16 protein-coding genes are annotated in these 21,747 nt (G+C 54.1%); 4 read left to right on the top strand and 12 right to left on the bottom strand.

Features of this window, described 5'->3' with window-relative positions:
* Nucleotides 1-113 precede the first annotated feature (113 nt).
* The 6 genes from GCU68_RS18440 to GCU68_RS18465 form a co-directional block, all read right to left on the bottom strand.
* Nucleotides 114-914 carry an IclR family transcriptional regulator gene (locus GCU68_RS18440; protein ID WP_152944045.1) on the bottom strand — a complete coding sequence of 267 codons (801 nt, stop codon included), beginning with the start codon at nucleotides 912-914 and terminating at the stop codon, nucleotides 114-116.
* A 491-nt stretch (nucleotides 915-1,405) separates the two neighbouring features.
* The gene (locus tag GCU68_RS18445; RefSeq protein WP_152944047.1) at nucleotides 1,406-2,566 is read right to left on the bottom strand and encodes an NAD(P)/FAD-dependent oxidoreductase; all 1,161 of its coding nucleotides are present in this window, start codon (nucleotides 2,564-2,566) and stop codon (nucleotides 1,406-1,408) included.
* Between the two features lie 376 nt (nucleotides 2,567-2,942).
* Entirely contained in the window at nucleotides 2,943-4,097 is a 1,155-nt protein-coding gene (locus GCU68_RS18450) for an ABC transporter ATP-binding protein (protein ID WP_152944049.1), read from the bottom strand.
* Nucleotides 4,098-4,104: 7 nt separating this feature from the next.
* Complete coding sequence (locus GCU68_RS18455; protein ID WP_152944051.1) at nucleotides 4,105-5,226, bottom strand: ABC transporter substrate-binding protein; 1,122 nt, start codon at nucleotides 5,224-5,226, stop codon at nucleotides 4,105-4,107.
* 96 nt (nucleotides 5,227-5,322) lie between these two features.
* Entirely contained in the window at nucleotides 5,323-6,183 is an 861-nt protein-coding gene (locus tag GCU68_RS18460) for an ABC transporter permease (RefSeq protein ID WP_152944053.1), read from the bottom strand.
* A complete protein-coding gene (locus tag GCU68_RS18465; RefSeq protein WP_227015065.1) occupies nucleotides 6,180-7,199 on the bottom strand; it encodes an ABC transporter permease in 1,020 nt (339 codons plus the stop codon). The genes GCU68_RS18460 and GCU68_RS18465 overlap by 4 nt, the downstream gene beginning before the upstream one ends.
* 323 nt (nucleotides 7,200-7,522) lie before the next feature.
* Here GCU68_RS18465 and GCU68_RS18470 point away from each other — a divergent pair, with 323 nt between their 5' ends.
* Entirely contained in the window at nucleotides 7,523-8,917 is a 1,395-nt protein-coding gene (locus tag GCU68_RS18470) for an aspartate aminotransferase family protein (RefSeq protein WP_152944054.1), read from the top strand.
* A 119-nt stretch (nucleotides 8,918-9,036) separates the two neighbouring features.
* On the opposite strand, the gene GCU68_RS18475 is transcribed toward GCU68_RS18470, so the two are convergent.
* Nucleotides 9,037-10,452: a phosphohexomutase domain-containing protein gene (locus tag GCU68_RS18475; protein ID WP_152944056.1), complete on the bottom strand. Its 1,416-nt coding sequence runs from the start codon at nucleotides 10,450-10,452 to the stop codon at nucleotides 9,037-9,039.
* A gap of 99 nt (nucleotides 10,453-10,551) precedes the next feature.
* Between GCU68_RS18475 and GCU68_RS18480 the strand changes: the two genes are divergently transcribed.
* Entirely contained in the window at nucleotides 10,552-11,568 is a 1,017-nt protein-coding gene (locus GCU68_RS18480; RefSeq protein ID WP_152944058.1) for an ROK family protein, read from the top strand.
* A gap of 15 nt (nucleotides 11,569-11,583) precedes the next feature.
* Here the strand turns inward: GCU68_RS18480 and GCU68_RS18485 are convergent, their stop codons facing one another.
* From GCU68_RS18485 to GCU68_RS18495, 3 genes are all read right to left on the bottom strand, one after another.
* Nucleotides 11,584-13,095: an aldehyde dehydrogenase family protein gene (locus GCU68_RS18485; RefSeq protein ID WP_152944059.1), complete on the bottom strand. Its 1,512-nt coding sequence runs from the start codon at nucleotides 13,093-13,095 to the stop codon at nucleotides 11,584-11,586.
* 93 nt (nucleotides 13,096-13,188) lie between these two features.
* The gene (locus GCU68_RS18490) at nucleotides 13,189-13,572 is read right to left on the bottom strand and encodes a cupin domain-containing protein (RefSeq protein WP_152944061.1); all 384 of its coding nucleotides are present in this window, start codon (nucleotides 13,570-13,572) and stop codon (nucleotides 13,189-13,191) included.
* Nucleotides 13,565-14,863 carry a glycosyltransferase gene (locus GCU68_RS18495; RefSeq protein ID WP_152944063.1) on the bottom strand — a complete coding sequence of 433 codons (1,299 nt, stop codon included), beginning with the start codon at nucleotides 14,861-14,863 and terminating at the stop codon, nucleotides 13,565-13,567. Before GCU68_RS18495 ends, GCU68_RS18490 begins: the two co-directional genes overlap by 8 nt.
* A 219-nt stretch (nucleotides 14,864-15,082) precedes the next feature.
* On the opposite strand from GCU68_RS18495, the gene GCU68_RS18500 reads away from it, so the two are divergent.
* Nucleotides 15,083-15,868: an IclR family transcriptional regulator gene (locus GCU68_RS18500; protein WP_152944064.1), complete on the top strand. Its 786-nt coding sequence runs from the start codon at nucleotides 15,083-15,085 to the stop codon at nucleotides 15,866-15,868.
* Between the two features lie 632 nt (nucleotides 15,869-16,500).
* On the opposite strand, the gene GCU68_RS18505 is transcribed toward GCU68_RS18500, so the two are convergent.
* Together GCU68_RS18505 and GCU68_RS18510 are read right to left on the bottom strand one after the other, a co-directional pair.
* Nucleotides 16,501-17,646 (bottom strand): NAD(P)/FAD-dependent oxidoreductase, encoded by a 1,146-nt coding sequence (locus GCU68_RS18505; protein WP_152944066.1) that lies wholly within the window; start codon nucleotides 17,644-17,646, stop codon nucleotides 16,501-16,503.
* A 540-nt stretch (nucleotides 17,647-18,186) separates the two neighbouring features.
* Nucleotides 18,187-19,629, bottom strand: coding sequence for an amidase (locus GCU68_RS18510; RefSeq protein ID WP_152944068.1), 1,443 nt, complete (start codon nucleotides 19,627-19,629; stop codon nucleotides 18,187-18,189).
* Between the two features lie 115 nt (nucleotides 19,630-19,744).
* Between GCU68_RS18510 and GCU68_RS18515 the strand changes: the two genes are divergently transcribed.
* Nucleotides 19,745-21,592, top strand: coding sequence for an aldehyde ferredoxin oxidoreductase family protein (locus GCU68_RS18515; protein ID WP_152944070.1), 1,848 nt, complete (start codon nucleotides 19,745-19,747; stop codon nucleotides 21,590-21,592).
* Nucleotides 21,593-21,747: the final 155 nt, after the last annotated feature.

Below are 21,747 nucleotides of genomic sequence, written 5' to 3' on the forward strand. Positions count from 1 at the left end.
ATGTTTCAAGAACCGGTCTAAACCATACAACAGTATGTTTGTAAAGTACTGGATAGACACTTATACACCTTAGTGGTAATGCATGAAGTTCAAGAAACAGTTAATAGAATATCTTATAAATAGTCGTTCATATACGAATCCTCAATCTCTTTTTCTAACTCATCCACAGATTCTATAAGGAGTTCTGGTAGTTTATCGGTAAACCGATCACCAGAGAATCGATATTTCGGACCCACAATAGCGATGGCACCCAAGACGCTCCCATCAGGATTTTTTATTCGTCGTCCTACTTCACATAATCCATTAACATATTCTTCACTAGTAAAAGCGACACCCTGATTGCGGATTTTTTCTAACTCATCTAAAAGGGCTGCCTTGCTGGTAATCGTCTGTCCCGTCTGTTCAGGGAGTTTCCATTCGTTGATTATCTCTTCAACATGATTATTAGGGAGCTCAGCAAGAATCGCTTTTCCGGTCGCAACGGTGTGTAGATGATAGTAACTTCCGGCAGGAGTATCTGAGTTAGAAATGCGACTTTCTTTAGATGGGTATTGACTACTCGGATGAAACGATTCGTGTACAAGAATACCACGGTTATTATTTCTAACAACGAACTCAACTTCTTCACTCGTTTGCTTAGCAAGTTGATCAACAGTATTTTTAGCAAGTGTATATGCATTTTTCCGGGTTCTCGCATACAAGCCATGGTTGAGAAACCGCAGTCCAATATGATACATTTCACCTTCTTTTACAATATATCCGTTTTCAATGAGTGTTCGAAGGTGGATGTGGATTGTACTTTTGGCCATCTCTAACTCTGAAACTAGCTCGTTTACCGTTGCCCCATCGAGATCTTGAATCGTATTTATAATTGAAAAAGATCGTTCCGTCGTCTTTGCTGTTTGTTTTGCCATGTTTTCCCTTATAGTTGCTAGCGTATATAAGTACGTGTATGATGGACGTTTAAAAGTAAATAATGCGTCGAGAAGGACAATACCGATCAATCAGCACAACTGTATCTAAACCACAGTGTGGTTGCAACCAGCTCGAGTTCAGCGATCGTAACTCCAACTTATAATACCAAATATATATTGTAAGATGCAAAAAGTTTATTGCAAATAAATACGAATGTTGAGTCGGAATGCCTACGGTTAAATGAGGTTGTCAGCCATGTCTCCTCTAAAAATAGGCAGGCATTCCAAACCTTCAGAATATTGTTAATGATATAATTGATAGACAAATTAAATTGCTATAGGTATATTAAAGATTTTACAATATGCTCTTAGAACCATCTTTGAATCGTACTCTGACCCACAAAGACTCTCCGTCACAAGAGTATACAGAAATCACAAGATAGAGGATGTACTTTTGTTGCATAAATGGTTTTATTATATAATATATTAGATTAAATATCAGACGTGGATACGTATTCAAACTCAGTACCTAGTTCTCCAAACCGATCCGCATCGAAGGCTTCCGTCGAAAAAGTAGCGTTTTCACCAGTTAGACGCTGACGGACAATAGGACCAACAATAGGAGAAGCCATAATTCCCATTCCATTAAATCCTGTGGCAATTATGAGGTTATCTGGGGCATCTATCGGAGCATCAATTATCGGTCGCGTATCTGGTGTTGCAGTGTCAATGCCAGCCCATCCGTTGACCAGTTCAGCACTCTCGAATCCATCAACAAGTTCCGGAACATAGTCCGCAACCTCGAGGATAAATGATTCATCTGCATCACTCGAACTTTGTGTTGGATCATCAACTGTGTGATGACTACCTCCGATTAGCAAATCACCATTTTCTTCCGGTCGAAAGTACAGATGTTCTGTTCTGATTCTTCCTAAGGGAAAATCACTCTCTAATGATTCATTTGGATCAAGAATAGCACATTGTGTTCGATATGGTCGAATAGGTATATTAACCTCAGCAGGTAAAAGCTCTCGTGTACGCCACCCTGCTGCAACAACTACTGTCGATGATTCATAATGACCGTTATTTGTATCGACACCAACGACCTTCCCACCTTCAACAACGATATTTTCTACTTCGATACCAGTCTCGAACACGGCGCCTTTTTCTTCTGCAAGAGCCTTCAGAACAGTTGTATAGGTATAAGGATCTACCCAACCGGTATCTCCGTAGTGGACAGCCCCTACAAAGGATTCGAGATTAAACTGCGGATATCGTTTGGTGACTTCGTGTGGTTCAAGGTATGAAACAGGAAACCCATTCTGGGCGAGTTCGGCAGCCCGTTGTCGTTCATGATCTTCATCAGCTTTGGCAACAAAATCAAGTCGATCTCGCTCAATGAAATCGAACTCTTGGGTACCGTCAAGCTTTTGGAAAAAATCATTCGTATAGTGAGCAACATCGGGAAGGTCTCCATAGAAGAGTGTCGGTGCGACAATTCCGGCTGAAAGACCTGTTGCTCCTGCAGCTATACCACTACGATCTAATATAACAACATCGTGATCAGTGGCAAGTTCTAATGCCGTATGACACCCAGCAACTCCTGCACCAATTACGATTACTGTTTTTTCATTAATTTGACTGTTTGTCATCTCTATTTGTTATTTTATTTCAATGGTCATAAGTGTGTGGGCGAGATTAAAATGGAGATGATATCACACATATGTAGAGGAAGTTATTGATTAGGGGGTTGAATTGGATCTATTATGAGAGAATTGTAATGGTTCGGTCTGTTCGCTCGCTGTCTCGTACCACTCCCGAGCGAACACCTAACAGAAGGCGGTGATGGCCACGTCGATTCACGTCTCGTGAAACGGTCCAGCACTGCGATGATTTCGCTGTTCGAGACAGGCATCTGTTCACCGTCGATCCACGACTCGAACGACTGATTCGAGGCCGCGTAATCGACTGCATGTTCGTGATTCCGTTTGAGTGCATTGGTATATGTATACAAAGTCACGGTGAGAACTACGAAGTCAAGACGACTGCGTTCTCGCGGGACCAGCCGACCTGGATCGACTCTCCGGTCGATCTGTATGCTCCCTGATCTCGGATCTGCATGTCAACCGTTAGTTGTTGTCCGTTTTCAAGGCGGACGACAAACTTCCCGAGATTCCCTTTGTATATCTCTTCGACGACCTCGCCGCGGAACTCGTTGTCCTGCCCGCGGGCGTCGTCACCGAGTCGAATTTTTTCTGGCCTGATCGCGAATGACGCGGAACTGGATGTGACGTCGTTATCGCGAGAGACGGCGAACGAAAGACCGTCTGTCTCAATTACCGCACCAGTGTCGGTCTCACGATACGTACCGCGGACGAGATTCGTTTCGCCAATGAAGTCCGCAACAAACTCCGTTTCAGGCTGTTCGTATATTTCGGTCGCTGTCCCGAGTTGTTCGATATCTCCTCCATTCATAACCGCGATCTGGTCGCTCATTGTCAGCGCTTCCTCCTGATCATGGGTGACGTAAACGAACGTGATCCCAAGTTCTTCTTGCAGATTTTTCAGTTCAACCTGCATGTTCTTTCGGAGTTTAAGGTCGAGTGCGCCGAGTGGCTCGTCGAGTAATAACACTGCAGGTTCAGTGATGAGCGCTCGAGCGAGCGCAACACGCTGTTGCTGTCCCCCCGAAAGTTCACTGATCATACGATCCTCGAACCCCGGTAATTCGACGAGTTCCAGTGCCTCGGTGACGCGAGCGTTGATTTCCTCGTTCCCGTGGCGTCCAATCAGGTTGTCAAGCGACGCACGTATACCGCTTGCTCGAGAGACGGTACCGCCGTCGGTAGCGCGAGGGGAGGAGATACCCTGCATTTTGAGTCCGAAGGCAACGTTCTCACCGACGGTCATGTGGGGAAAGAGTGCATACGATTGAAACACCATGCTGGTATCGCGTTCAAACGGCGGAACACGATTGACGCGATCGTCTCTGACGTAGACGTCTCCCTCCGTGGGTGTCTCAAATCCCGCGATACACCGTAACGTCGTCGTCTTGCCGCAGCCGCTCGGACCGAGTAGCGTGAGGAATTCGCCACGTTCGATTGAAAGCGAAACATCATCAACTGCAGTCACGTCATCGAAGCGTTTCGTGACGTTCTCAAGTTGGACGTCGTACTGGCTCATGTATTGATCACGCGTTTGTTATTTCAGTCCACGCTTCGTCGTAGATTGTGGTTGCGTCGCCAATATTCTCGATATATTCGAGTTCATCCATCGTATCGTCATCGGGGTAGATGGTCTCGTCGTCGAGAATCTCGTCGTAGATGTGCTCCTCGGCCGCCTCGTTTGGACTACCGTAGTAAGTATAGTTTGTGACCTCAGCCCCATTTTCAGCATCAAGGAAATAATCGATGAACTCGTGAGCGGCGTTCGGGGACTGTGCTTCCGAGGTGATCGCTGCAGTGTCGACCCAGACGACGCTTCCCTCTTCCGGGATTATATAGTTAATCGGAGAACCTTCGTCTTCATCCTCGGTTTCCCACATCGATGCCATAATTTCTCCGGACCAGCCGTGGACAGGACTGTTTTCCTCATTGATCAGATCGGTTCCGAATCCACTCGATTTGTATGTTCTGAGGAGATCTTTCTGTTGAATAAGTAGTTCTTTAGCCTCTTCAATTTCGTCTTCGTCGGTCGTGTTCAATGAGTATCCCAACAACTTGAGCGCGGCACCGATACTCTCGCGCATATCATCAAGCATCGTCATCTGGCCGGCCCACTCTTCGTCCCACATTGCCTCCCAAGAAGTGATCTCGACGTCCCCAATCAGATTTTCGTTCCAACCAATTCCAGAAGTCCCCCACTGATACGGTACCGAGTACCGATCGTCACCGGGATCGTACGGTGCATCCCGAAACATCTGCGAGAGATTCCCGAAATTCGAGAGCCGATCAAGATCGATCGGCTGGATCATCTCTTGTTCATGAAGAACGTTCACCATGTAATCACTCGGGAAGATGAGATCGTACTGATCGGTCCCACCTGCGTTGAGGGCGTTGAACATCTCTTCGTTCGAGGTGAAGTTCGAGACGTTCACGTCGATATCGTATTCGTCCTCAAAACTCTGGACGAAGCCGTCCGGCCAGTAATCTCCCCACTGAAAGATATTGAGCGAGTCCTCCGCTTCGTCACCAGCTGTGTCGGTACCGAACCAGTCAGTGAGACAGCCCGCAGTCCCAACGAGTCCAACCGATCCTGCCGCGCCGAGGACCGTTCGCCTATCATATGAACTATGTTCACGCGTCTCAGTCATTTCGACTCTTTTCGACAAATGGACCGATGTCGTGATAAAGATTATGGGTAAATTGGTCTACAGAACGATAGTTTTTGGAAGGAGTCAACGGATCGGTTACCAGGTCGGCCCTTCGATCCACTGTGCAAGTGCGACAAGGAACATGGTCACTACCAGGATCAGTGTCGCGACGACGTTGACGCCGGGGGAGATCCCCTGTCGAACCATCGAGAAAAAGAAAATCGGGAGGGTATTTTCGTTCCCGATCACAAAGAAAGTGACCACGAAGTCGTCGAAGCTCATCGCGAACGCGAGTAACGATCCGGCTATCACACCCGGTTTAATCGCTGGGAATGTCACGTATCGGAACGTCTCGAGTTCGTTTGCACCGAGATCCTGTGCCGCCTCTTCGAGCGTCCGGTCAAAGCTCCGAAGCCTAGCGGCGACGACGACGGCGACAAAGCTAATGCCAAACGAGATATGTGCAATCATTGCCGTGTGGACACCCAAGCTCATCCCGATCATGTTGAAGAACAATAACAACGAAATACCCATGACGATGCTGGGAATGATGATCGGCATGTAAACGAGTCCGAGGAACAGGCCTTTTCCGGGGAACTCGTATCGATCGAGCGCAAAGGCAAGCATCGTCCCAAAGACGGTGCTGACGACGACCGTGACGATGGCGATTTCAATCGAGTACAATAGCGAGTTGAATGCGGCGGCAGGATTAACTCGTGCGACGGTTTCGCCCGCCAGCAGTGCCCGGTACCACTCAGTCGTGAATCCTTCCCAGACGACGGCGTACCGCGAGTTATTGAACGAGAGGGCAACGACAACAATGATTGGAATGTAGAGGAACAGGTATACCAACAGCGCCTGAATTGCAAGACCAATCGTCCCGTATTCGAAGATACGAGAACGGGCCCGGCGGAACCGTTGTCCAATCGAAAGGTCGTCGCTATCGGCGAGACTCATACCAGATCACCCTCACCGTACCGCTGGTAGATCCAGATAGACAAGAGCATGACGCCCATCAGAACGAACGAGGCAGCGGCACCGAGCGGCCAGTTTCCGGAGGCTCCGAACTGGTTAGCAATGAAGTTGCCGATCATCTGACTGTTGGTGCCGCCGAGCAACTCCGGAATGACGTACGCACCAGTACTTGGGATAAATACAAGGATACTCCCCGCAACGACGCCGGGCATCGAGAGCGGAAAGATCACGCGACGGAATGCCTCGAAACGATCGGCACCGAGGTCCATCGCGGCTTCGTGCAAGGTGAAATCGAGTTGTTCGATGCTCGCATAGACCGGCAAGATCATGAACGGAATCCAGATGTAAAGCAGCCCCGTGAATACCGCGAACTGCGTATTCATTAGTGAGGTACCCGCCTCATAAAATGGAAGGATTCCGAGAGCGGTCGTCACGAGACTGTTCGAGGAGAGCAAGAGTTGGATCGCGTACACTCTGACCAAGTACGACGCCCAGAACGGCAGGATGATAAGTACGAGCAACAGGTTTCGATACTCCTCCGGGGCGATGTGGCCGATGTAATAGGCCGTCGGATAGCCGACAACGAGCGCTGTCGCCGTTGTCACCAATCCGTACGCAATGCTTTTGAGCGTCAGTTGGACGTACGGTGTCGGTTCGCCAGCGGCAAGGCTAAATTCGAACGGAAGCAGACTCTCGACGATCCACGCCACCGTCCACCAAATCGCCTGAGGGATCGACACATCAGACGGTGCAAAAAAGAGTCTGTATTGCTGCAGTCCAAGGTTTTCTGCGCCGAGCAGTACCTCTCCAAACGCCCCGCGTTCGCCGAAGCTGTAGTAGAACATCACGCCGAGTGGAATGAGGAAGAACACCGTCAACCAGAACGCACTCGGTGTGATATTTACGAGTAATCCCGTCAACCGGTGACGGCGAATCGTCCGAATTGCCCGCCGGAGCATTGTCGGTTCTTGACTTTCGACACTGGATTGTGCTTCCATGCGTGTCCTTCTCGATCAGTGTGTTTCCCGGTAACAAATAACTTTTGACGAAATCGTGTGAGATCAGTCATCGAACCGAGATTAGTAGTGCTGGCTGCGGGGAACCAGAGTCAGTTCAGCGCTTTACAACCACGGAATCGACGTGATGGAACTGCCGATTCGCAAGATTCTGAAGCCCGATAGCGGTTTGGAAGGGGCGTGTTACCGCTTGAGTATGCCTCGCTCGAGTGATCGCTTTCTAGACGATGGGAGATACTGTATTAATTCGCTAGATACTCTATTTCTCCAAAGATTTATTGGTCCACCCTTCGTCGGTATCTTCGATGAGCCTTGGTGACGAGGAGCACGAGCACGATCATGCTGAATTGCTGCGCGAACGAACACCCTCAAGCGAAGCGTTTCACGAGCGCGCTGCAGCGGTGACACCGCTGGGAGTCGAATCAAACGTTCGGGCGTTCGATCCGTACCCCTTCTACGTCGACGAAGCGGATGGGTCGTACGTATACGATATCGACGACAACGAATATCTCGATTTCCTGTTGGCACTGGGTCCAACTATCCTCGGCCACGGTCATCCAGAGGTTCGTGAGGCAGTGAAAGCACAGGTCGACACTGCAGATCTGACGGCGACGCCGCAACCGATCGCAATCGAGTTTATGGAAAAAATCGCCGAGTTGACGCCGAGTATCGAATCGGTTCGACTGGCGAACAGCGGTTCCGAGGCGACGATGCATGCCATGCGCGTCGCTCGTTCGTATACCGGGCGAGATATGATCGCCAAACCTGAAGGCGGATACGCGGGCGCACATGACTACGCGCTCCAAAGCGTGTACGCCAGCGAGGAGGCGCTCGGTCCTGCAGATCGGCCAAACACCGTTTCATACGGGACGGGTATTCCGGACGTGATTAGCGACACCGTTGTCGCGTTCCCGTTCAATGATAAGGAAGCGACCGAAGATATCCTCCGTGAATACGCCGACGATCTCGCGGCGGTGATTATCGAACCCGTGATGTTCTCGGCGGGTTGTCTCAAGCCCCGCGACGGCTATCACGAGTTCCTCCGCGAACTCACCGAAGAGCTCGATATTATCCTCATCTGGGATGAGGTGATGACCGGCTTTCGACTCGGTCTCGGAAGCGCACAGGAGCGATTCGGCGTCACACCCGACATGACTACCTTCGCCAAGGTTGCCGGAGGGGGCTACCAGACCGGCGGATTTGGTGGTAAAGCCGAAATCATGGCCGAAATCGAGCCGCCGGAAAAAAAGGAAGACGAGAAATGGCATGCCTCCGCGTTCCACGGTGGGACTTACAACGGCCATCCAGTCTCTGCCGCAGCCGGTCTGAAGACTCTCGAAATATTGGAGCGAGAGGACGTCTACGATCACATCGAACAAATGGGTGAGAAACTCTTCGGTGGTCTCCAAGAGGTCGCTGACGACGTCGGGCTTCCAGTCAACGTCCAGAACGTCGGCTCGATGGGGCAAGTCTATATGACCGACGCGGATATCCACTCCTACCGCGACAGCTGGAAGGCAAACGAAGAACAGTTCGCCGATTGGTGGCTCGAGGCCGCCGGACGCGGCGTGCTATTTGGCAACCCGATGCAGGGTGAGCGTTTCTTCACGACGTATACCCACACCGAGGAGGAAATCGACCACGCGCTGGAGATAGCTGAGGAAGCGTTCCGTGCAGTCAATCATCCGTACGACGGTTAACTGCCCATCTGAACTCGAACCACAAATCTCTGGAACTGACGTATGCTTTCACGAGTATGGCAGAACGGGCAACGTCAAACGGGATAACAGTTATTTCCAGTTCGGCGTCCAGATCAGTTTTAGCATTCCTGCTCGCGGTGAGCCACAATAAGTTCGCTACCGGCGTCGAGCAACGACTCAAGTCGGCCGCTTGTGGGCGTCTCAGCGTACAACCGCATCTTTGGTTCAGTTCCGCTCGGTCGGATGAGGATCCAGGAGCCATCCTCAAGGAGTAGTTTATAGCCATCGAGAGAAACAGTGTCAACCACGGACTGGCCGGCAACAATATCAGGAAGTTCCGCTTCGAGAGATGAGATGACAGCATCTTTCTGCTCGTCAGGGCAATCGACACTAACCTTGTCAGCATGGATTTCGCCGTAGGTTTCGAAAAGGCGGTCAAGCCTGCTGTCGATCGGTTCGCTCGAAGCCACCGCGGCGGCCAGCAACGCGACAAGCACGCCGTCTTTTGTGCCGATGTGACCGTCAATGGTGAAGCCGCCTGACTCCTCGCCACCAAAAAGGCCGTTGTACGTCGCCATACCGTCTGCGATCCACTTGAAGCCGACTGGAACTTCGTGCACTTCAGTCCCGTGCATGTCTGCGATTCGGTCAATTAGGAACGTTGTTGAGACTGTCCGAATAGCGGACCCCGTCACTGATGCATCCCCAAGCAGCGCCTCGTAAATTGTTGCGAAGAGAAGATGACCGCTTAGTACCCCTCTATCGGGGGTACAAACCGTGATTCGGTCGGCATCGCCGTCGTTCGCGATGCCGAGATCAGCGTCGTGCGCGTCGACAATCCCCGGCAACTCGGCGAGCGTTTCGGGATTCGGTTCAGGTGCATTCCCACCGAACGTCGGATCGCGATCGCAGCGGTGGCGGATGACCGTCGCACCGGCGGACTCGAGTAACTCGTCGGTAATACCCCGACCACTACCGTGGATCGCGTCGTAGACGACGGTGAGGTTAGAGAGGTCGGTGTCGAAGTACCGGTCAGTGAGTTCAAGTGCATGAGTCCTGTGGGAGTCAACAGGATTGAAGCGGCTGACAGTGCCGTGTTTCTCCTCCGGGAAGACCTTTGGAGGCGCGATATGAGCTTCTATCGCGTCAGTGATTGAGGGAACCGCAGATTTTGCATCACCGGGAACGAACTTCACGCCGTTGTATTCCGGCGGGTTGTGTGAGGCCGTTACGATGAGGGCACCAGCGAGATCCCGGTTGACGACCGAATAGGCGATTACAGGGGTTGGCAGATCCCTATTAGTGAGCAGGACATCGAACCCATTACTCGAGAGGACGTCCGCGAGACTCGCTGCAGCGTCAGCTGATGTTTCTCTGGCGTCGTAACCGACAGCGACCGGTTTCTCGGATGGTTCTACTCCTTGCGTTTCCGTGAGATACGTTGCGACCCCCTGCCCAACCATTCGAACGTTCTCGTCCGTAAAGCGTTCTCGCGTCGCTCGCCAGCCGCCAGTTCCGAAGGCTATCCGACTCATGTGATACCATACCGAGACGAGAGTCATAAACGCTCGCCCGTGGGCGGTGTCTGAGACCACCACCCAAAGTTAAGTCAATTCGGTGGCTGTGTACCGGTAATGTACGCCGTAGCCGTCGATCTCGGTGCAACGAACGTCCGTGCAATCGTCGGCGACAAAAACGGGACGATCGTCGGACGAGCCAGAGCTGAAACCCCGCAAGGACCGACCGCAGCTGCAATCACCCAGGCGGTGCTCGACGTAGTTCGCGACGCGTGTCGAGACGCAGCACTCAACCCGTCGTCAGTCGTCGGCGCTGGAATCGGGTCAATGGGGGCGATCGACCGAGCTACCGGCACGGTCGCGATCTCGTCGAACCTGGGAGCTGGTACGGATGCAAGTACTGGTTCCAATCCCGGTTCTGGTACCGGCTTCGAACTTGACCCAATCCCGCTTGTCGATCCGCTCGCAAACCTGATCGAAAGCGATTCGGTCGTTCTGCTCAACGACACACTGGCCGGTGCAATCGGGGAACATCATCATACCTACCCCGATATCGATTCATCCGTCTACCTCACACTCTCCTCCGGTATCGGCGCCGGCGTGATAAGCAACGGTATTCCACTTCTAGGTACCGATGGAAATGCCGGCGAGGTTGGCCACATGACGATCGATGCTGCCGGTCGCCTCCCCTGTGGCTGCGGCGCGGCTGGCCACTGGGAGGCCTACTGCTCGGGGAACAACATTCCTGCGCTCGCTCGCCTGCTGTCCGAGGCGGACAAGAATGATGGGACGCCCGTTGAGACGACGCTCCCACTCAAGTCCGAGTCGCTCACCGCAAAACAGATCTTCGAGCATGCCGGATCGGATCTGTTCGCCACACGCGTCGTCGACCGCATCGCTGAGCTAAACGTACTTGGGATGGGAAACCTGATCAATGCGTACGCGCCCGATGTCGTCAGTGTCGGTGGCGCAGTCGCGCTCAACAATCCATCGCTCGTCATAGATCCGATTTGTGAACGGATCGAGTCACAACTCGTCGTTCATACGCCCGAAATCGTGTGCAGCGACCTCGGCGAACAAGCCGTGCTGTACGGAGCACTTCGCTGCGCGTTCACCGGGAAAATCGAGCCCTAACCGGTGGTCTAGCGGTCAGAACCGCTGGTCATCGGTGTCGTAGAACCACTCTTCAGGATATGGATACCACCAGTCGTGGACTTTTGGGTTCCAGTCGATGACGCCCATTTTCGTCTGTCGGAACGCATCAAGCCCCTGTCGGCCGAGTTCGCGGCCGATACCGGAGTGTTTCCAACCGCCGAACGGAATCGCGTCGTTGTCGATCATCGGATTGTTGATCCAGACCATACCAGCTTCTAGCGACTCGTATGCTTGCATCGCCTCCTCGAGGTCCGTCGTAAAGACTGACGCACCCAGTCCAAATTCGGAGCGGTTAGCCTCAGCAATCGCTTCCTCAAAGCTCTCGACTCGGCATATCGGCGCGATGGGGCCGAACACTTCCTCGCGGATGATCTCCATCTCCGGCGTCACGTCCGTCAACACCGTCGGCTCGTAGAACCAGCCTGTTTCCTGGTCCGGCGGCACGCGACCGCCACACTCGAGTGTCGCCCCCTTTTCGAGGGCGTCGTCAACCAATCGTTGTACGTTGTCTCGGGCAGCCTCGCTGACGAGCGGGCCGATCTCGCTGGAGTCAAATCCGTTGCCGACCCGAAGTTCCTGCGTCATCTCAATGAGGCCGTCGACGAACTCATCGTGGACAGCGTCATGGACGTAAAACCGCTCGGCGGACGTACAGACCTGACCGGAGAGGTGGAAAGCTGCCGTTGTCGAGCCAGCGACTGCAACATCCATTGGGGCGTTTTCAGTGACGAGCAGCGGGTCGTTGCCGCCAGCTTCGATGACAGCTGGCATCAACTGATCGGCACACGACGTACTTACCTTCCGACCGGTTTCGACGCCGCCAGTGAATGCGACGGCATCCGTCCCGTCCGACTGAATCATCGCCTGTGCAGTTTCGCCGCGGCCGGTAAGACACGAGACCAGGCCATCGGGTAGCTCTCGGAAGTGCTTCATAAACTGGAGCGTCGAGAGCGGCGTCTGTTCGGATGGTTTAACGATAACCGCATTCCCGGCCGCGAGGGAAGCGGCGACCGTCCAGGCCGTCAGTAAGACGGGGAAGTTCGATGGAACGATATGAACGGTGACGCCGTAGGGAAACGCCCGGTCGAACTGAAACGATTCCGCCTGTGTCGAGCCGGGAACGTTTCCCTGTTCGTCGCGTGCCATTTCGGCGTAGTACCGGAAGATTCCCGCGACGTTTGCGAGTTCACCTTCCGATTCAGGGTAGGGCTTCCCGTGCTCGCTCGTCATCAGCTTCGCGATGCGCTCGAAGTCGTCCGCTTCGATCGAATCAGCAACGTCATGAAGGTGGGCTGAGCGCGTTCCTGCGGGTTCTCGTCCCCATGCCGACTGCACTTCAACGGCTTTCTCAATGATGGCTTCGATTTCGTCAGAGTTGCAGACGGCGACGGTTCCCACCGACTCCTCGGTCGCAGGATCGATGACGTTCATCGACTCGAGTGACTCGCTCTCTCGGAACGTCCCGTCGGCGAAGATGTGGCGTCCGAATGGATCGAATGCAGTCATCGGTGCCCACCTCGTCGGCGAAGTTCGCCGCGCTGGTGCTGGCTGCGGGCGAGCCGGCGATCGGACGATGTCTGTCTCATGAGTATCTCTCGTTCATCGGCACATGTACACTTTACGCACGGTTTCGTGGACGCAGCAGGTTCCGGTCCAGCCGGCTGGGAACATTGCGATCGTTCCCGGCTCGATTTCGGTGACAGTACCGTCTTTATGTGTATAGGTCGCGCTGCCCTCGAGGAAGTGGCAGAACTCGTCTCGCTCAACCGTACACTCCCAGTGGCCGGGCGTACAGGACCAGATACCGCTTTCCGACTCGCCGTCAGGTCCGGTGTAAAGAATCATCCCTGCCGTGTGGGACTCACCCTCGATCATGTCTGGAACCGGACCCCAGTCGTCGAGGTCATCGATGTCGATCTCGGTCGGGTTCCTAAGCACGCTCGCGGCCGGTGACTCGCTGTCGATCGGTGGTTCCTCAGGCATGGCTCTCCAGCAGGTCGTCGAGCAGCGTTGCCGCCTTTTTTGTGCCGCTATTTTCCTGCATATCGGCGGCTGTTGTCGCGACGTTTGCCTGAATCTCCTCGTCTGTCAGACAGGTCTCGAGTGCGTCAGCAAACTCGTCGGCGGTCCAGTTGGAGCGGTGGAGTTTGATACCATGGTTCGTCTCGTCAAGTCGCGTCGCATTGTCCTGACCATCCCAGACGTATGGCATGACGATTGCCGGCTTCCCGTAGTAGAGACACTCGTTGAACGTATTGTTTCCGCCGTGGTGGATGACGATGTCGGCCTGAGAGATTACTGACTGCTGCGGGAACCAGCTATCGATTTCGACGTTGTCAGGAATTCGGTCCTCATTGTATTCATCGATGTACTCGCCGACGTTCACAAGGAAACGGTACGGCTGTGTTCCGAAGAAGTCGATAAGCCGATTCATCAATTCTGTATCACCCGCACCAAGGCTTCCGTAGCTTAGGTACACCAGCGGGTCGTCCTCGTTGCCGATCGACGGCACCTCGTAGGTCTCGCTCTCCTCTCGAAGACAGCCGTTGAGGTACTGGAACCGATCCGGATCGAGTTCGTTCCAGCGGTCCCAGCGCAGTCGTTCGGGGTACTTGAGCAAGTTGAGATACGGCGAGGGCTCGAGGAACAGTCCTCGCGGATACGGATCCTCGCCGTGTTCTCTGAGGAAATCGTTAAAATCATCGTGTACCGGTGCGATCAGTTCCTTGTATCGGCGTTCAAACTCGTGGTGACTCTCCATATCGTCCGCCCGACAGCCCGACAGGTACGGCGGGATGTTAGAATCGGGTATTTCATTCTCTGAGCAGGAGACGATTCGGACCCAGGGAACGCCGTACTGTTTGATAGCTGGGAACAGAACGACGTTGTCGACGCAGATCAGATCCGGATCAACCTCCTCCAACACGTCCGGTAGTTCCTTCTGGGCCCACTTTGCGGTCTCAACGATGGCATCCCAGCACTCGGTAATATAGTTGTCAAGCTGGTCGTAGGGTTCCTTGTCGAAGTTCGGGATGTGCTTATTAATGAAGTCATCCCAGTACTTCGCTTTCTCGTCGGCAGTCAGAGATGGGTTTGCCATATTGACCTCATAGGTCTCGAACCCGTGGTTTTCGAACACTTCTGCCATCGGTGGGTCGGTGAGGAAGACGGGCTCGTGACCGAGCTCTCGACACTCCTGTGCGATCCCAACTGAATTGAGCGCTGGGCCGTACGCCGCTTCGGGGAAGAACGCGATCGTCTTGCCGTCGCTCATGAGCGGTTCACCCCGTCACAGACGTCGGTCATTGCGCAACAGTTGTCGTTCGGACCCCGTATGGTGTTTTTACCCATGACTGTGTATCACTGACTCATACATCATAAATCATGCGCCGAATCAGAATTGCAGGTGGTGTTCGGAGTTCAGATCCATTCAAGCCATGTTGGCGTTTTACGTATGGTGAAATGTTATGTACCACCACAGCAATCACATACCATGGGCGAGACCACCACGGCACGGCCGGTTCGAACAACCAAGACATCCTTTCGGATCATCGAGTTCGTCCAAGATCATGAACACACGACACTGACAGAGATCGCAGACGGTGTCGACATTGCCTACAGCACGGCACACAACCACCTCGCAACGCTCTGCGAAGAAGGTTGGCTCGTCGAACAAGACGGTGTATACGAAATCGGGCTCAAATTTCTGCACCTCGGGCGGTCAGCGTACTACCGAACACCGCTGTTCAACATCGCCCGACGGCACGTGAGTGAACTTGCCGAACAGATAAATCTGGAAGTTGAATTTCTCGTCGAGGAGCACGGCCGACTCATTTCCATCGCCGATGTCATCCACGAACCGAAAGGCTACGGTAACCCCGATGAAAGCACGTGGAGCGATGGACGGTACTACTACATGCACAACACCGCCTCAGGGAAGGTGATCCTGGCCGAACTTCCGGACGACCGGGTTGAGGAGATTCTCGATCGATGGGGACTCCCCGCACAAACACCCTACTCAGTCACTGATCGTGAGCAACTCTACGACCAATTAGACACCATTCGCGACCAAGGATACGCCGAAATCCATCAGGAAGTGCTGGAGGGGTTCTCTAACATCAGTGCCGCGGTCACGCTGCCCGACGGCCGTGTTTTCGGTTCACTCAGCATCGGCTGGCCAACTTACATTTACGAGAACGGCGTCAAAGATGAAATGATTGACAACCTACTCAACACCGTCGACGCTATCGAAGCCGATTTTGCAGCCCAACTCGAGTAGAGTGCTCGCCAGACACTAACCATCTACGAAAGCGATATTAGCTGAAAGTAGGCGCTAAGCCCCTTCCTCAAGGAGCGAGCGAAGCGATCGAGTGGAGGGGAGAATTCACTGACACAAAACCCTATTCAACACGCTATCAGCGGTGATGGAACACCGTCATTCACCACAAACCGTCTTTGTTTGCTGACTGATCGTACCCTCTCATAGATCACCGACACCGTTTCACGTAACGTAAAATTCGAATTATCGACTATCTCATACTCGATAAGAATGCTCTTACCAAGTATGAGCGTAATTTTCGGATCGTTGTATTACATAAGTACCTTTGTAAATATTCGAGAGGGACGTTTCTTGTTGCTGACCAATCCGTGACTCTTTTTCACAATATGTGAAGGCTTGCCACTGATAAGGTAGACGGATCGATACGAAGATATGACTGAACAGATACTCTAGTCAGCCCTAACCGACTAAGAGTTGTTAAATCGAGTCTGTATTCGCTCTCGTTTCGATCACACTGCACTTTACGAAGCGTGAAAATAGTTGACAATCACCGTGATAAAATACTGTCGTGGTTATCGCTCCATGGTACTTCCCGAAAGGTGAGCTAGTAGACGCGACTCTAATCAGCGTGATTAATCGCCTGCACTGATGCTGATGAACTCGAAATCGTCGGAGCGCGTGGTGAACCGGTCGATCGCAAAGGTATCGAGCGAGAACGGTGCGTCTTCGCCCGTAATCAGAGATCGAACGGCGGTAGCAGCAACCGGTGCAGTCATGACGCCGCGGCCGTTGAAGCCCGTGGCGACGATGAGACCATCTGGTGCGTCTGCCGGTGCATCAAGAATCGGCCGCGTGTCTGGTGTCGCACCGTCAACGCCAGCCCAGTCGTCGACGTAGCCTGCCTCCTCGAAGCCCTCGAGGAACGTCGGCACAAGATCGGCAACGTGATTCCGAAACGCCTCATCGGCCTGTCCGCTTGCTCCCTCGGGGTTGTCTTCGGCAAATGACCAGCCACCGATGAGGAAATCGCCGTTATGTTCCGGTCGGAAGTAAACGTGCTCACCGGGGAACCAACCCATCGGAAATCCCTCAGGCAGCGGTGACTTCGGCTCGAGTACGATACACTGCGTTCGGTAGGGGCGAACCGGAATCGGGACGTGTTCAAGCAGGAACTCGCGGCTTCGCCAACCTGCCGCACAGACCACGTGATCGGCATCGATGCGACCGTCTTCGGTTTCGAGACCGACGACGTCATCATCCTCGACGAGTAGGTTGCGAACGGCCGTGTTCGTGTGGAAGGTTGCGCCGTCGTCGCGAGCGTCGTGGTGCAACGTCATTGCGAACGTGTATGGATCGACAAAGCCCGAGACGCGATGTTCGATAACGCCGGCATGATCCGAGAAATCGAACGTCGGGTACTGCTCGCGCGCCGTCTCCCGGTCGAGGTAGCGGACGGGGAGGCCCTCCGCTGCGAGTCGCGCTGCGTACCGTCGCTTTTCATCTTCCCGATCAGGCGTGACAAGACCGATACTCGGCAGTTCTGTGAAGGTGAACTCGTCAGTCCCATCGTACTCCCGAAAGAAATCAACTGCGTGCCAGCCGATGTCTGGCTTGTCCTCATAACTCGAGAGCATCGTGACTTCGCCGGCTGCAAGTGCCGACGCTTCGCTCGCAAGTTGTCCTTTCTCAAAAACCTCGACTTCGTAGTCGGATGCGAGCTTACGTGCGACGGCGCAGCCAATGACGCCGCCGCCCACGATAGCGATGCGTTCGCTCATTGGGCGGCCTCCTGGTCGGTTCTATCGCATTCAGTCCTGATTGTGGTCGTAGCAGTTACAGTCATGAACATATCTGTTACTGGTAGTGTCATTGTCGTTCTCGTCATTTGTATATGGTTCTCTGCGTTATAGACGCCTTCCTCGACGCGCAGTTGAGCTTCCGTGTGTACGTCGTAAAGATCCGCTCGCTCTGCATCCGGTTGACAAACAGTGCACCGTCAGCTATCATCTCATGCCACCAATGGGCAAACTGCATACTGTTCTCGTGCCACACAACCCGGTAGTGGCGGATCTCATGTTCAGTCATGCATACTCGCCCTATTGACCCGACGTCCTGGACGTTGACCAAAACATCCACATCGTCGGTTTACCTGTGGTCACTAGGACATACTGTGGATTGAAAGAAGAGGATTTTATTAATACTTTGGGAAGAACAACCACATACTAATAGATGTCAAATAAAACACTATTGGGCACTAACCCTGATAATCAGCAGTGCAGTCTGAGTAACATCCCTTGCTCTCAGAAAATAGGGGACCTCTATTGCGGATACGCGTCGTGCCACGGGCGCTGGCACTCGAGTGTCCCGGCGGCAGCAAGTACGTCCTCGTCGCGATGGCGCGGTGCCGCAATCTGCATGCCAATCGGCAACCCGTCATCGGAGAATCCAGCAGGCGTGGAGGCCGCCGGCTGACCGGTTAAGTTGTACGGCTGCGTCAGGATCCAGCCGCGGTACGGTTCGATCTCGGTTCCACCAATCTGTCCTGGATACTCGCCGTGGGCAAACGGCGGAACCGCCATTGTCGCCGACACGAGTAGGTCGTACTCTCCAAAGACATCGCAGAGACCGTCAAGGACGTTTGTCCGAACAACGTTCGCATCACGGTAGGCTTTCATCGTTGGTTCGTCCGACTCGAGTATCAGGTTAACCAGGTAGGGACGAAGTTTCTTGCGATCCGCACCGTACGGATCGAAGCCATCGTCCTCTAGGTTCTCGAGGAGCATACCCCACAGGACGTTGGCGAAGGTGTAGTAAGCGTCGACGATTTCCTCTTTGGTGTGACCAAGGTCAGGTGTGATATGCTCGACAGTCGCCCCTGCGTCTTCGAAGGCCTCGACAGCTTCACTGAGAACATCTGTCACTGCATAAGAGACTGGGTACGTACCGAGATCCGGGCTGTACGCGATTTTCAAATCGCCGATAGGGCGATCAGGTGCGTCCACGTACTTCGTTCCGTCGTCGGGAAGCGAGAATGGATCACGCTGATCCGGACCGGCCATGACATCAAGCATGAGTGCGGCGTCCTTGACGGTTCGGCTCATCGGTCCGAGATGGCTGAACGGTGTGTGATTGCTGAATGCGTTCGGTCGACTGGGGTCAGGCACGAGGCCGAACGTAGGTTTGTGGCCGAACACGCCGCAGCAGGCCGCTGGTACGCGAATGGAGCCGCCGGTATCCGAGCCTTGCGCAATCGGAACGAGCGAGTCGCCGAGGGCAGCCCCCGCACCGCCTGAAGAGCCGCCCGAAATTTTCGCCGGATCAAACGGTGTCCCTGTGGGACCGGCGACCAGATTATCAGTCGCGACGCCCAACCCGAACTCGGGCGTGTTCGTCTTTCCGACGATGATCGCACCTGCATTTTTCAACCGCGAGACGAACAGGTCATCCTCGTCAGCGACGTTGTCCACGTACAGTTTCGAGCCGAACGTCGTCCGGATTCCCTCGACGTTATCCAGGTCCTTGATCGCGACCGGTACGCCGTGGAGCGGTCCGAGCGGTTCGCCGTTCTCGATCGCTTGCTCGGCCTCATGGGCCTGTTCATAGGCCAGGTCTTCGGTTACGGTGATGAAGGCGTTCGTCCGGTCGTTTCGGTCAGCGATTCGATCGAGATGCGCGTCGACTACATCGGTCGGCGATACGTCGCCGTCTCGAATCTGTCGGGCCATCCCCGTAGCAGACATGTGAATGAGTTCGTCAGTCATAGCTGCTAGCTCGTTTGCAGTGGTGAAAACCATATGGGATATTCACACACCCTGCCAGCGTTTACCGACGGGCGGTCGTGTACTTATTTATAGGTTGATATCCCTGTGTTTGATAATGGCACAGGTAACTGTCGATACCCCCGAACAGGTAACGCAGCTGGATACACTCATTAGAGTGAATCTGACGGATAAAGAGATATCACTCGAAACCGTCCCACAAAAGTATCGTGATCGGTTCATCGCCGGAAAGGGACTTGGGGCGGCACTGCTCCTTGATGAAGTCGAGGCTGGCGTCGATCCGCTCTCTCCCGAAAACAAAATGTACTTCCTGTTTGGCCCGCTCACTGGGTTTGCACCAGGAACGTCACGATACGGTGCTGTAACGAAGTCACCGTTGACCGGTACGTTCGTCGACTCCTACTCCGGCGGCCATTTCCCGACGATGGTCAGGTACGCGCTTCCGAACGTACTCGCAATCGCGATCGAAGGGCGTGCAGAGGAACCAGTCATGCTTCGAATTGACGACGGCGAACTGCGACTCGAGGACGCCACCGATCTGTGGGGACTGGATACAAAAGAGACGGCGCAGCAGTTCGAGGGAAAGCAGACGAAGACGGCCTGTATCGGCCCTGCAGGTGAAAATCAGGTGAAGTTCGCGACGATTTCAAGCGACGAGGGAACCCACCACGCAGGTCGTGGTGGTGTCGGCGCCGTCATGGGTTCGAAAAATCTGAAGGCGATCGTCGCGACAGGGAACTCGCCGCCGAAAGCACCCGACATTCAGCAACTGAAGGTTGAGCACACCCAGCGGCTTGGGACTGACGAGGAGGTCTCCTGGGCGCGAAACGGCGGCACGCAACTGATCGTCGACTGGACCCAGCAGGTTGGCGCGCTGCCTTCACACAACTGGTCGCGCGGCACCATCGAGAACGTCGACGATCTGAACATCGACGCTTTCTCTGAGGGACACGTTGGTACCGACTCCTGTTTCGGCTGTCCCGTCGCCTGCGGCCACGTCGTCGACTTCGAGGAGAGCGACGCCGATCTCGAGGGAGACTTCCCAGACGCCAGCGTCGATTGGGGGCCAGAGTACGAGACGATCGGCATGATGGGCGCGAACACGGATATCACGAACGTCACCGAAGTGACCGAACTCGCGAACCTCGCCGACACGCTTGGGATGGACACGATCTCGCTCGGCAACGTCCTCTCGTGGCTGATGGAGGTCACTGAGGCTGGACTTGTTGACTCAGACCTGGGCTGGGGCGACGCCGAGACCGCCGCCGAGATCATCCGTGATATCGCCCACCGTGAGGGCATCGGCGACGAACTCGCAGAGGGAACCGCTCGCGCGGCAGAACTGCTCTGTGATGGCCACCCCGACGCACGAGAAGCCGCCGTGCAGGTTAAGGGACTCGAGTTACCCGCCTACGAGCCACGGGCGTCGTTCAGCATGGCGCTCGCGTACGCCACCGCGGACAGGGGAGCCTGCCACCAGCGGGCGTTCCCGATCGGGTCAGATGCACTGGGTGGTGAGCGAGACCCACACGATACGGCGGGTCACGCCTCAGTCGTCATCGACGAACAGGATGAGAACGCACTGACCTACAGCATGGTCTCATGTTCGTTCACCGCGTACAACTACGAGCGCGTCTGCGAGTGGCTCAACGAACTCGCCTATGATGTGACTATTGAGGACCTACAGGCGGTCGGCGAGCGCGCCTGGAACGCGACGCGGCTGTTCAACGTCCGCGAGGGATTCGGGCGAGACGACGATACTCTCCCCGACCGGTTCACTCGACCGCTCAAGCAGGGCGGTCCCGCAGACGGCAACGCGATCAGTAAAGAGGAGTTCGAGACGATGCTTGATGACTACTACGAGCAGCGCGGCTGGTCTTCAGATGGCGTCCCAACTACCGAGACGCTAGAGCGGTTGAAAATCAAGTCACTCGTCCCTGCTTGACCCAATGAACAATTTTATGACAGACGGATAGCTGGTGAATATTCCTACGTTCGTCTTTCACCGTCTTACGACGCAGTCTGTACGGAGAATCGGTTCAGCTGAATCTGCTATAACGCATAACAACCTCGCTAATCACTCAATGGACAGACGCCAGC

Source organism: Natronorubrum aibiense (genome assembly GCF_009392895.1).
GTDB classification, from domain to species: Archaea; Halobacteriota; Halobacteria; order Halobacteriales; family Natrialbaceae; genus Natronorubrum; species Natronorubrum aibiense.